Origin of the sequence: Sorangium sp. So ce281, from assembly GCF_051527395.1 — a bacterium.
GTDB lineage: Bacteria > Myxococcota_A > Polyangia > Polyangiales > Polyangiaceae > Sorangium > Sorangium cellulosum_B.
Genome location: NZ_CP150322.1, coordinates 8,117,681 through 8,129,147 on the forward strand (window position 1 = coordinate 8,117,681; position 11,467 = coordinate 8,129,147).

An 11,467-nucleotide genomic window follows, 5' to 3' on the forward strand; every position below is an offset into this window, starting at 1 on the left:
CGGCATGCTGAAGGTCGGCGAGCGCGCGCCGGAGATCGACACGCTGGCCATCGACGGCCAGCGCTTCGTGCTGTCGGCGCAGGGTGGGCTCTGCACGGTCGTGTACTTCTTCCCGAAGGCCTTCACGCCCAACTGCACCGTCGAGGCCCAGCTCTTCCGCGACAACCACGCCGAGATAGCGCTCGCGGGCGCCACCATCGTCGGCGTCAGCACCGACGACCACAGGACGCAGTGCCGGTTCGCCGAGGCGCAGAAGGTCCCTTACCCGATGATCGCCGACCGCGATCGCAGCGTGTGCCGCGCCTACGGCGTCCTCTGGCCGCTCATCGGCCTCGCCCGGCGGATCACCTACGTCGTCACGCCCGCCCTGGAGATCGCGGCGGTCTTCCACCACGAGTTCCAGGCCAGGAAGCACCGCGACGACGTGCTCTCGTTCATCGACAAGCGCTTCCGGGCGGCGCGCCCCCGCGCGGAATGAATGAGCGCGGAGCCCGCCGTGCGTCCCGCCCCCGAGCCCCCCGCGCCCAGCGAAGGCGCCGCGCTCCTCGAAGGAGCGGCGCCGCTGCCGCGTGACTTCTACGCTCGCCCCGCGCTCGTCGTCGCGCGGGCGTGCATCGGCAAGGTGCTCGTCCACACGACGCCCGAGGGCACCGCCGCCGGACGCATCGTCGAGACCGAGGCCTACCGCGGCCCGGAAGACCTCGCCGCGCACAGCGCGGGCGGGCGGCGGACGGTGCGGACGGAGGTCATGTTTGGCCCGGCGGGCTATGCGTATGTGTTCCAGCTCTACGGCATGCACTGGGCGTTCAACATCGTCGTGGCCTCGGAGGGAGAGCCGCACGCTGTCCTCATCCGCGCCATCGAGCCGATGATCGGCCTCCCGCTCATGAGCCGCCGGCGGGGCGTCGCGCCTGGGCGGATCGAGCTCACCAACGGGCCGGGGAAGCTGTGCAAGGCGCTGGGGCTCGACCGCTCCGCGTACGGGATGGATGTCTGCGGAGCGCAGCTCTCGCTGCTGCCCGGCGCTGCTGGGCCCATCGGCAGGTCGCCTCGCATCAACGTCGACTATGCAGGTGCGTGGGCGAAGAAGCCGTGGCGATTCTACGAACGCGGCAATCGCTATGTTTCCGTTCCGCCTCGCCATTGAGCGGGCGTGAGGGCGCGAGCGCTCGAAGCGCTCGCGCCCGGGCCCAGGATCGCGCGACAATGGGCTCATGGGATTCTGGCCTTTCGGGGGGCGTGAACCTGTCAACGTCGAGAGCGCGTCGCAGGTTGTCACGGCGGGCGCGCATCGGGAGACCCTGCGGGGAAAGTTAACGCTCTATTTCAAGGAGCCGCAGACGCGGAGCGCCGCGGACAGGGCCGCGGAGCGGTGCGCGCAGATCGCCGGAGACCTGCTGCGCGAGACCGCAGAGCACGAGGCGCTCCTCGGCAAGGAGGCGGAGCTCGCCGCGGCCATCGCGGCCCGCGCGCCGCGCGGCCTCCCGGGGCTCCGCGCGATCGAGCTCGCGGCGCTGCACGTCGTGACCGAGCGCAGCACGCCGTCGAGCATCCCGCCGCCCATCAGCGTGCGCCCGCCGCCGAGCTCCGGCGCGCAGCGCGCCCGCGCCGCCGGAGCGGGCGCCGCGCGGGGGTCGAGCCCGGGGCTCATCGGCTCGCCCCCCACCGTGATCGCGGCCGCGCTCGCGCCGCTCCTGCGCGACGCGTCCACGCGGCTGCTCCTCGGATGCCTGCGGGCGCACGATATGATCATCGTGCGCCGCGTCGCGATCGATCCTGGCGCCGCCGATCAGCTGGCCGCGCTGCTGCCCGTCTCCGAGGCGCCGCCGGGTGAGTTCGAGGCGAGCCGGGCCGCCGAGCTCTCCCGCTGGCACACGGTGCTCGGCTCGCCCGTGATCAGCCAGCTGCGCGCGGAGTCGTGCGCGATCAGCGCGCAGAAGGCCCGGGTCGCGCTGGGCGCCGCGAACATCGCGGCGGGCGTCGCGGGGGAGCTGATCGACGCGCTCTGCCGCACCGCCTTCCCGGGCCTCGCGCTGTCGAGCGCCCACATCGATCGCTACGCAGAGCAGGATCTGAACGAGCTGGCGGCCGAGAGCATGGCGCGCATCCTCCGGCACCCGAACTCGAAGCCGCTCCGCCTCGCGCTCGGCCCGCTGCTCGACGCGGTGCACGGCGACGTGGACGGCATCTCCCGCCTCGCGAAGGCCTCGCTCGGCAGCGCGCACTGAGGCCGGCGCCACCGCTCGGCGCGTTCCCTTCTCGGCGGGCTGGCGCTAGGAGGCGCAGGTGCGACACCATGATCTCTCCCATGAGCTCTCTTTCTCCCGCAGATCGCTCCGCGGCCACCTCTCCCTGCTCGTCGCGCTGCTCTGCGCGTGCGGGCCGGCCGAGCGCGCCGCGCCGCCCGCGCGACCCCTCACGAAGGCGGCCGCGGTGAGCCCGGCCGACGCGCGATCCGACGCAGCAGGCGCAGAGGCCGGCGCCGAGCAGGCGCTCGCGGCCCTGTCGGCGCGCGTGCTCGAGGAGTACCTGCGCGACGAGCCGGTCCGCGCCACCGAGGCGGGGGACCACCGGTACGACGCCGTGTGGCCGGACGTCACCGCGCAGGGCGAGGCCGCGCGCCGGCGCACGATCGAGGCGGCGCTGGCCGAGCTCGGGGCGCTGCCCGCGGCGCGCCTCGGCGTCCAGAGCCGCGTCGACGCGGCGATGATCGAGAACCAGCTGCGCTCCTGGCTGTTCGCGATCGACGAGCTCCGCGAGGCGACGTGGAACCCGATGGTATACACGGGCCTCGTCGGCGACGGGCTCGATCCCCTGATCACGAGGAGCTTCGCGCCGCTCGAGGAGCGCCTGCGGAGCCTCGGGGGTCGCCTCTCGGGCATCCCCGCGCTCGTGCGCGCCGCCGAGCAGCGCCTCACGGCGGCGCCGCCGCGCATCCACACCGAGACGGCGATCGCGCAGAACAAGGGGCTCATCGCGCTCTGCAAGTCCGAGCTCCCGGCGCTGTTCGCGTCGGCCCCGGCGCAGCAGGCCGAGCTCGACGCGGCCGCGAGGGCGGCGGCGGCGGCGCTCGAGCGCTTCCAGGCGTTCCTCGAGAAGGACCTGCTCCCGAGGAGCGACGGCGACTTCCGGCTGGGCCGCGCGCGCTTCGAGAAGAAGCTCCGGTTCACGCTGGACGACGCGACCATCGACGTCGACGGCGTGGTCGCGAGCGCCCGCGCCCTGCTCGCGGCGACGCACGCCGAGATGCTCGAGACCTCGCGGGAGCTCTGGCCGGCGCTCTTCGGGAAGCAGCCCTTCCCGAAGGTCGAGGCGCAGGACGAGAAGATGGCCGCGATCCGGAGGGTGCTCGACGCGCTCGCGGCCGATCACCCGACGAACGCGACCATCGTGAAGGCGTCCGAGGAGCTCCTCGCGGAGGCGACCGACTTCGTCCGCGCGCGCGACCTCGTGCGCATCCCGGACGAGCCCTGCCGGGTGATCGAGATGCCCGAGTACCGCCGCGGCGTCGCGATCGCCTACTGCGACGCGTCCGGCCCGCTCGAGGCGAAGCAGGAGACGTTCTTCGCGATCGCGCCGACGCCGAAGGACTGGCCGAAGGCGCGCGTGGACTCGTTCTACCGCGAGTACAACTCGAGCATGCTCGCCGACCTCACCGTCCACGAGGCGATGCCGGGCCACTTCCTGCAGCTCATGCACAACAACAAGTTCCCCTCGAAGGTCCGCGCGGTCTTCTCGAGCGGCCCGTTCGTCGAGGGGTGGGCGGTCTACACCGAGTGGCTGATGGCGCACCACGGCTTCGGCGGCCCGAAGGTGCGGATGCAGCGCCAGAAGATGGTGCTGCGCATGGCGGTGAACGCCCTCCTCGACCACGGGGTGCACGCGGGCGCGATGGGCGAGGAGGAGGCGCTCTCGCTCATGACGAAGGACGCCTTCCAGGAGGAAGGCGAGGCCGTCGGCAAGTGGCGGCGCGCCCGGCTCACGAGCGCGCAGCTCACCACGTACTTCCACGGCTTCACCGAGATGATGCGCCTGCGCGCCGAGCACGAGCGCAAGCCGGGCTTCACCGAGCGCGCGTACCACGACCGCCTGCTCAGCCACGGCTCGCCGTCCGTGCGGCACCTCCCGGCGCTGCTCGCGGAGTAGCCCTCCGGGTCCCCCCCACGAAGCAGAGCGACGCGCACCCGCACAGGAGACGGGCCCAGATCGGCGTTTTCGGCGCGGAGGCGCACGAAAGGGAGCTGAGCACCGAAAACGTCGAGGTGGGCCCGTATCCGAAGCGGGTGCGCGTCGCTCGTCACACTGGGGAGATCGAGCCGCCGAGCTCGACGAAGCGCGCTTTGGGGAACGCCTTCTGGCAGGACTCGAGCTGCCAGTCGCCCTTGAAGAGCACGACCTGGTTCCCGTGCACGTCGAGGGCGCCGTAGCCGTAGAGGTTCGACTCGAGCTCGGCGAGGGGCACCGGCTCGCCCTCGACCCAGCGGGCCAGGCTGAACGAGAGCCGCTCGATCCGGGCGTCGACGCCGTACTCGGCCGCGAGGCGGTGCTTCACGACGTCGAACTGGAGCTCGCCCACGACCCCCAGGATCGCCTCGCCCTCCCGCCCCTCGGGCGGCCGGAAGAGCTGGACCGAGCCCTCCTGCGCGAGCTGCTCGAGCCCCTTCTTGAGCTGCTTGCGCTTCATGGGATCGATCATGACGACGCGGGCGAACTGCTCCGGCGGGAACTGCGGCAGCGAGGCGTACTTCACCGGCGAGCCGCTGCAGAGCGAGTCGCCGATGAGGAAGAGCCCCGGGTCGAAGACGCCGATGATGTCGCCCGCGAAGCCGTCCTCCACGAGCGTGCGCTCCTGGGCCATGAACTGCACCGGGTTGGTGAGCCGGATGTCGCGGCCGAGGCGCACGTGGTGCACCTTCATCCCGCGCTCGTAGCGGCCGGAGCAGACGCGGAGGAACGCGATCCTGTCGCGGTGGGCCCGGTCCATGTTCGCCTGGATCTTGAAGACGAACGCGGTGAAGCGGTCGTCGTCCGGGGCGATGGGGCCCTTGTCGCTGCCCCGCGGCGCGGGCGGGGGCATGAGCTCGATGAACGCGTCCAGGAACTGCGGCAGGCCGAAGTTGGTGATGGCGCTGCCGAAGAACATGGGCGTGACCTCGCCGCGGGCGAGCTTGTCGCGATCGAGCGCGTCGCCGGCGGCGTCGATGAGCTCGATGTCCTCGCGCAGCTGGCGGGCGCCCTCCTCGTCGAGCGCCTCGACGAGCTCGGGCGCGTCGAGCGACACGACCTCCATCGGGGCGATCTCGGCGCCGTGCGCGACGAGCTCGAAGAGGAAGACCTGCTTGCGCTCGCGGTGATAGACGCCGCGGAACTTGCCGCCCACCGAGATGGGCCAGGTGACCGGGTAGACGCCGATGCCGAGGACCTCCTCGACCTCGCCGATCAGCTCGAACGGGTCGCGCCCGGGGCGGTCGAGCTTGTTGACGAAGGTGAAGATCGGCATCTGCCGGAGCTTGCAGACGCGGAAGAGCTTCTTCGTCTGCGTCTCGACGCCCTTCGCGCAGTCGAGGATCATGATGGCGGCGTCGGTCGCCATCAGCGCGCGGTACGTGTCCTCGCTGAAGTCGGCGTGGCCGGGGGTGTCGACCAGGCTCAGGAGCCGGCCCTTGTACGGGAACTGGAGAACGCTGGTGGAGATGGAGATGCCGCGCTCGCGCTCCATCTCCATCCAGTCGCTGACGGCATGGGCGCGCGCCTTCTTGGCCTTCACGGCGCCGGCGAGCTGGATGGCACCTCCGTAAAGCAGGAGCTTCTCGGTTAGGGTGGTCTTGCCAGCGTCGGGGTGGGAGATGATCGCGAACGTCTTTCGACGGGCGATCTCGCGGGTGAGCATCGGGTCGGGCACAGCGGCGCGGCAGGATAGAGTCCGTGGGGGCTGCGTCAACCCAAGGGGCGACGGAGCCAAGGCGGGCGGCGACGGAGCCAGGGCAGGCGGGGGTGGCGCGCGAGCGGGCGGCGGGGGTCCCCCCACGAACTCGGGCCTTTTGGGGGGCTATGGCCGCGCTGGACGGGGGACTCGGTCAGAGAGGGGGGCGCTGCGGGGCGGGCCGGCCCTCGGGTTCGTGGGGCCCACCCCCGCCGCCCGCTCGCGCACCACCCCCGCCCGCCCTGGCTCTTTGTAAGGAGATTTTTGGAAGAGGCGGGGGCGGACGCTGGGGGGCGTGATCCCGGGGGCGCTGCGCGCGGGATGCCTCGCCTCGGGTGTTTGTAAGGGGGGTCGTTATTTCGCGGCGCGAAGGGAGAGGGAGACGGTGACGCCTACGGGGTCGGCGCTGGGCGTGCCGATGGGCTTGTTCTTGAGGAGCTGACGGATGCAGCGCTGCGCGTCGGAGGTGACACCCCGAGCGTCGAGGATCTCGACACCCTCGGCGCGGCCACGCACCCGGACGAGGAACTGGACCTTGATGCTGCCCGACGCGCCAGAGAGGCCGCCGTGGTCGGCAACACACTTCGCCAGGTCGGGGGCGACCTTTTCGAGCCGCTTGGCCACGTTCGGGACGTCGCCGTTCATGAACTCGGGCTCCTTGATCTCCACGAGAGGGAGCGGGGCCGAGACGATCGATGCGTCGGGCACGCCACCGTCGATGGGGCCGATGGGGCCGGCGTCGCCGGGAACACCGCCGTCGGGCGGGGGGGCGCCGCCGTCGGGAGGGGGCGGCTCGGGCTGAGGCGACGGCGGGAGCCAGCCGGCATCCGCCTCGCCCGGCTCGAGGCACCGCACGAAGCCACGGTGCGGATCCTCCAGCGCGCCGTGCGGACAGCGCGGAGCGCCGCCCGCGTCAGGCGCCGACGCCGTGATCCACCCCTGCTCCGGCGGCTCCTGCCGCGGCGGGGCGCCGCCCTCGGCGACCGCGCCGACGCACGCGCCGACTGCGCCCATCGACAGCGCCACGGAGATCGCCCACTGACCCAGACGCCCACCTGCTGCTCTCCACCGCATCGGCCGGTGTGATACTGCGGAACGGGCGCGCGTACAGGAGAAACCGCGGGCAGCCCGTCGAGGCAGCCGCGAGGCGCTCTCCGACGGCGGCGACGACCGCGGTCCCGGTGCCCGCGACAAGCGAGCTCAGAGGGCGATATGCGCGAGCGATCCCGCCGAGGCGGCCCAGAGCGCCTGCGCCCGGGACAGGGCGTCCGCATGCGCCTCGGTCCCCTCGGCAGGCCCTGTCACGGAGATCACGCCGCTCGCGCCGAGCTCGATCCGCTCGATGCCCACGGCCGGGAGCTCGTCGCGGAGCTCCTTGGTCATCCGCTCGCCGATGCGCTGGAGGAGGCGCGCCAGCCGCTCCGGCGTGATGTCCCGGAACACGAGCACCTGCGGGAGCGTGAGCTCCGAGACGAGGCGAGCGCGGTCGGAGAGGCCCTGCTCCCCGAGCCGCCTCTCGACGAGCGCCGCGAACACGCTCCCGTAGGCACGGTCGACCTGCTCCCGCCGGAACCGCTCGTCGATGGCCGGCCCGAGCCGCGTCTCCAGCTGCGCGACGCCGTTCAGCCCGTTGGCGAAGCGCCCCTCGTTCTGCGCGAAGTACTCCCCGCGCGCGCGCAGGTCGCTCGCCAGCGACGCGAAGTGCTCGCCCATCGTCGAGAGGGCGCGCAGCACGAGATCGGTGAACCTGAGCTCCTCCCGGATCCAACCCACGTCCGTCACCCGGTCGGCCATGAACGGCCAGACGACGAGGTTGTAGTAGTTGTTGAAGTCGAGGAGGTACTTCAGCCGATAGAGCTCGAAGCTGCCGAACACCGGATACATGCGCTCATAGAGCCGGAGCGTGCTGTCGTACTTGAACCGGTAGTACGCGTCGTAGGCCGCGGCCTTCTCCTCGAACCCGGCGCGGTCGCCGCGGACGTCGGAGAGGACCATCTGCGTGATGAACTCGTTCGCGGTCGCGATGAAATCGGAGCCGGGGCTGTAGAAGGGATCGGTGAACGCGCCGGCCTCGCCGGTGACGGCGTAACGGTCGGTCGAGAAGTACTGCTCCGCGTGGTACGGCAGGTGAGCGTAGGCCTGAAAGTCCTCGAGCTCTGCCCCCTCGAGCAGCTCGCGCACGGCGCGGTGGGCGCCCAGGAAGCGCTCGAACTCCGCGCGCGTGCGCGGCCCGGGCAGCGCCCCGGCCGGCGCGTTCCCGGCCGGCGCGTTCCCGGCGCCGATCCGGTCCTTGTCGAACACGACGCCCACGCTCATCAGATCGCCGGCGAGCGGGATGAACCAGATCCAGTACCCGTCGTACATGAAGTGGTTCGTCGACAGGTGGCGCGACGTGTACCGCGCGCGCGACCGCCACGCCGCGTCGGTGACCGCGTCGAGCCCCGCGACGCCGCGGTAGCGCCCCCACGCGGCCGCCGTGTTGAGCCGCGCCTCCTTGTGCACCTTCACGCCGAGCTTGCGGAAGAGCACGTGCCGCCGCCCGGAGGCGTCGCACACCCAGCGGCAGGCGACCTCGCGCCGCTCGCCGCCCTGCTCGTAGGCGACCGTGTGCCGCCCGCGCCCGTCGATCGCGACGTCGACCACCTTGGCGCCGAGCTCGACCTCGGCGCCCGCGGCGCGGTTCATGGTCACGAGATCCCGCTCCAGCCGCGCTCGCTCGAGCTGGAAGCTCGGGTGGAACGGCATGTGGTCGGAGCCGATCTCGCTCATCCGGGGCAGCGGGAGATCCCTGTCCGGAGAGTCGAAGAAGAAGCGGAGCCCGTTCTTGGGCAGCTGGTGCTGGTAGAGGTACGTGCCGAGGTTCAGCCGGCGAACCATGTAGTTCGCCGCGACCTCCACCGTGCTCTCGCCGACCTTGTAGTCCTCCATCGCCTCGGCGGCCTCGAGCACGAGGACCCCGAGGTCGGGGCACGCGAGGCGGAGCTGCCGCGCGAGGAAGCCGCCGGCGATGCCGCTGCCGATGATGACGATATCGAACGCGCGCATGACGCCGGCCCTTATACCGTGCCCCCGCCCGGCGGCGCGGGCTCTCCGAGCAGCTCGGCGCGGAGCGCGCCGGGCATCGCCTCCGCCTCGTCCGGGCGGAGCAGCCCGTCGCCGTGGATGATCGACGCCGAGAGGCGGCCGCCGAAGCGGCTGAAGATCACCTGGAAGCCGGGCGGCGCGACGACCGCGGGCAGCGGGTACGCCGAGCGCACCGGGAGCCCCGCGAACCGCTCCACCGTCACCGCGCCGGGGTTCGAGACGATCAGCGAGGCGAGCTCACCCTGGAAGGGCTGGTCCCCCAGCCAGCGGTAGATCGGGCCGGGGAGCCAGCGGGCCAGATCGAGCGCGGCGATCATGGCGAGATCGAGCCTGTCGCGCACCACGGCGCGCTGCTGCTCGGCGAGGCGGGCCACCGCGCGCGCGTCGTCGTGGAGCTCGTCGCGGCCGAGCGAGAGCAGGGCCATCGTGAGGTGATTGCCGAAGAGCCGCCGCGCCCCCCCCTTGGGGTCGAGCGAGAGGGGCAGCGGGATCACGTGGTGCGGCGGGGCGAAGCCGCGGCCCGCGAGCGCCCGGTCGGCGAGCCGCGTCGCCGCGATCAGCATGAGGCTCGTCTCGGCGAGCCGCGCGCGCTGGCGCACCCGGAGATCGAAGGCGCGCGTCTCCTCCGCCGAGAGCGTGAGCCGGAGGACGCGGGAGGCCGAGGGCCGCACCCCAGGACAGGCGCGCGCGAGCGACAGGATGGGCGCGCGGCCGAGCGACAGCACGTGGGCCTTGTACGCGCGCGCCAGCGCGACCCGCTCGTCGCGGTCCATGGCAGCCAGCAGGCGCTCCGGCGCGTCGTGCCGCTCCTGCCGCGGCGGCGGGTCGTCGGGCGCGTCGCCGCTCCCGGAGCCCAGCCAGGCGGCGAGCCGATCCGCGCCCCTGCCATCCGTCAGCGCGTGGTGATGGCGGAGCACGACCGTATCGCCGTCGCCCACCTCGCGCACGACGTCGAGCGCCCACGGCCGCTCCGCGGAGGTCCGGTCCGCGAGCAGCGCCTCGAGGCGCGCCGCGCGCTCGCGCTCGCCCGCCACCTCGTGGAGGCGCAGCCCGGGGGCGCGCCGGTGGTGATCGACGACCCAGCGGGGCCGCCCCGCCCGCCCGAGCACGCTGTTGTCCAGCCGGAACCGGAGCTCGGGGAGCGCCCGGGTCGCGCGCTCGAGCCGCACCGCGAGCCGCGCCAGATCGAGCCGACCGTCGAGCTCGATCACGAACAGGCAGTGGTTGCCCGCCTGGCCGCGCGATCGCATGGCGCGATCGTTCATGAGGTGGAAGAAGTCGATCCCCCCGAGCAGAACGGGCGATGTCATGGTCTCCGCGAGGCACCGCCGATCAGGGGGGAGCCGCGCGCGACCCTAGCAGCCGCGCGGGCCGCACGACAGCGCCCGCAGGCGCGGGATCACGCATCCTCGCCGCGCACGGGGCGCGCCCGCGCAAGAAAACGAAATATCCATACCGTGAATATATAATTCATCATATATTCCTGGAGTGAATCTTTCGGCGATCGACGTCAACCTGGTGATCGCGCTCGACGCCTTGCTGCAGGAGCGCAGCGTGACGCTCGCGGCCCGCCGGGTGGGCCTCAGCCAGCCCGCCATGAGCCACGCGCTGACGCGGCTGCGCGAGCTCTTCTCCGATCCGCTGCTCATCCGGGTCGGCCGGCAGATGGCGCTCACCTCGCGCGCCGAGGCGATGACGCCGCAGGTCGCCGCGATCGTCCACGATCTCGCGGGCCTGTTCGGCGAGACGACGCCGGCGTTCGACCCGGCGACGAGCGATCGCGCCTTCCGGATCGCCGCCACGGAGTACGTGGAGCTCGTCCTCCTGCCGCGGCTCAACGCGGCGCTCGCGCAGGGCGGACCGAGGCTCGCGATCCACCTGCTCCCGCTCGACGGCCGCGTCGTCGACGCGCTCCGGAGCGGCGAGATCGATCTCGCGATCGGCGTCTTCCCGCAGGAGAGCCTCCCCTCCGACCTGCGCCGCGCGCCCCTCTTCGACGATCGCTTCGCGGGGCTCGCGCGCATGAGCCACCCCACGGCGCGCGGGCAGGTCGATCTCCAGACCTACGCGGCCCTCCAGCACGTCGTCGTCCCCAGGCGCGGCGCCCACGACGGGGTCGCGGACGATCTCATCGCGGCGCGCGGGATCGCGCGCCGCGAGGCCATGTCGGTGCCGCACGTGTTCCTCGTGCCGCACGCCATCACCGCGTCGGATCTCGTGGCCACCGTGGCCACGCGCCTCGGCAGGGCGTTCTCCAGCCTGGTGCCGCTCCGCAGCTTCGACCTGCCGTTCGAGCTGCCGCCCATCGAGATCGCGATGGCGTGGAACAGCCGGACCGAGGGCGATCCCGCGCGGGCGTGGCTGCGGGGCGTCGTGACGGACACCGCCCCGAGCCCGCGGGAAGCGGCCCGGCGCAAGCGCGCCTGAGGGGTTCAGGGCGCGGCGAGGCGCGCCGCGCCC

At 72.6% G+C, this 11,467-nt stretch carries 9 protein-coding genes; 5 read left to right on the forward strand and 4 right to left on the reverse strand.

Features of this window, described 5'->3' with window-relative positions; genetic code table 11:
* The first annotated feature begins 4 nt into the window (after positions 1-4).
* The 4 genes from WMF27_RS30760 to WMF27_RS30775 all read left to right on the forward strand — a co-directional run bounded on the left by WMF27_RS30760 (position 5) and on the right by WMF27_RS30775 (position 4,146).
* Positions 5-478 (forward strand): peroxiredoxin, encoded by a 474-nt coding sequence (locus WMF27_RS30760; RefSeq protein WP_437765306.1) that lies wholly within the window; start codon positions 5-7, stop codon positions 476-478.
* Positions 479-1,147, forward strand: coding sequence for a DNA-3-methyladenine glycosylase (locus WMF27_RS30765; RefSeq protein WP_437765305.1), 669 nt, complete (start codon positions 479-481; stop codon positions 1,145-1,147).
* A 67-nt stretch (positions 1,148-1,214) separates the two neighbouring features.
* Positions 1,215-2,228 (forward strand): hypothetical protein, encoded by a 1,014-nt coding sequence (locus WMF27_RS30770; RefSeq protein WP_437765304.1) that lies wholly within the window; start codon positions 1,215-1,217, stop codon positions 2,226-2,228.
* 58 nt (positions 2,229-2,286) lie between these two features.
* The gene (locus tag WMF27_RS30775; RefSeq protein ID WP_437765303.1) at positions 2,287-4,146 is read left to right on the forward strand and encodes a DUF885 domain-containing protein; all 1,860 of its coding nucleotides are present in this window, start codon (positions 2,287-2,289) and stop codon (positions 4,144-4,146) included.
* 151 nt (positions 4,147-4,297) lie between these two features.
* Here WMF27_RS30775 and WMF27_RS30780 read toward each other — a convergent pair whose 3' ends face one another.
* The 4 genes from WMF27_RS30780 to WMF27_RS30795 form a co-directional block, all read right to left on the reverse strand.
* The gene (locus tag WMF27_RS30780; RefSeq protein ID WP_437765302.1) at positions 4,298-5,890 is read right to left on the reverse strand and encodes a peptide chain release factor 3; all 1,593 of its coding nucleotides are present in this window, start codon (positions 5,888-5,890) and stop codon (positions 4,298-4,300) included.
* A gap of 387 nt (positions 5,891-6,277) precedes the next feature.
* Positions 6,278-6,937 (reverse strand): hypothetical protein, encoded by a 660-nt coding sequence (locus tag WMF27_RS30785; RefSeq protein WP_437765301.1) that lies wholly within the window; start codon positions 6,935-6,937, stop codon positions 6,278-6,280.
* A gap of 186 nt (positions 6,938-7,123) precedes the next feature.
* The gene (locus WMF27_RS30790) at positions 7,124-8,968 is read right to left on the reverse strand and encodes an NAD(P)/FAD-dependent oxidoreductase (protein WP_437943192.1); all 1,845 of its coding nucleotides are present in this window, start codon (positions 8,966-8,968) and stop codon (positions 7,124-7,126) included.
* Between the two features lie 11 nt (positions 8,969-8,979).
* A complete protein-coding gene (locus WMF27_RS30795) occupies positions 8,980-10,317 on the reverse strand; it encodes a wax ester/triacylglycerol synthase domain-containing protein (RefSeq protein ID WP_437943193.1) in 1,338 nt (445 codons plus the stop codon).
* A 178-nt stretch (positions 10,318-10,495) separates the two neighbouring features.
* On the opposite strand from WMF27_RS30795, the gene WMF27_RS30800 reads away from it, so the two are divergent.
* A complete protein-coding gene (locus tag WMF27_RS30800) occupies positions 10,496-11,434 on the forward strand; it encodes a LysR family transcriptional regulator (protein ID WP_437943194.1) in 939 nt (312 codons plus the stop codon).
* Positions 11,435-11,467 lie beyond the last annotated feature (33 nt).

Coding starts and splice junctions, on each gene's coding strand:
- WMF27_RS30760 (WP_437765306.1), top strand. CDS start 5: ATGCTGAAGGTCGGCGAGCGCGCGCCGGAGATCGACACGCTGGCCATC.
- WMF27_RS30795 (WP_437943193.1), bottom strand. CDS start 10,317: ATGACATCGCCCGTTCTGCTCGGGGGGATCGACTTCTTCCACCTCATG.
- WMF27_RS30770 (WP_437765304.1), top strand. CDS start 1,215: ATGGGATTCTGGCCTTTCGGGGGGCGTGAACCTGTCAACGTCGAGAGC.
- WMF27_RS30785 (WP_437765301.1), bottom strand. CDS start 6,937: ATGGGCGCAGTCGGCGCGTGCGTCGGCGCGGTCGCCGAGGGCGGCGCC.
- WMF27_RS30780 (WP_437765302.1), bottom strand. CDS start 5,890: ATGCTCACCCGCGAGATCGCCCGTCGAAAGACGTTCGCGATCATCTCC.
- WMF27_RS30790 (WP_437943192.1), bottom strand. CDS start 8,968: ATGCGCGCGTTCGATATCGTCATCATCGGCAGCGGCATCGCCGGCGGC.
- WMF27_RS30765 (WP_437765305.1), top strand. CDS start 479: ATGAGCGCGGAGCCCGCCGTGCGTCCCGCCCCCGAGCCCCCCGCGCCC.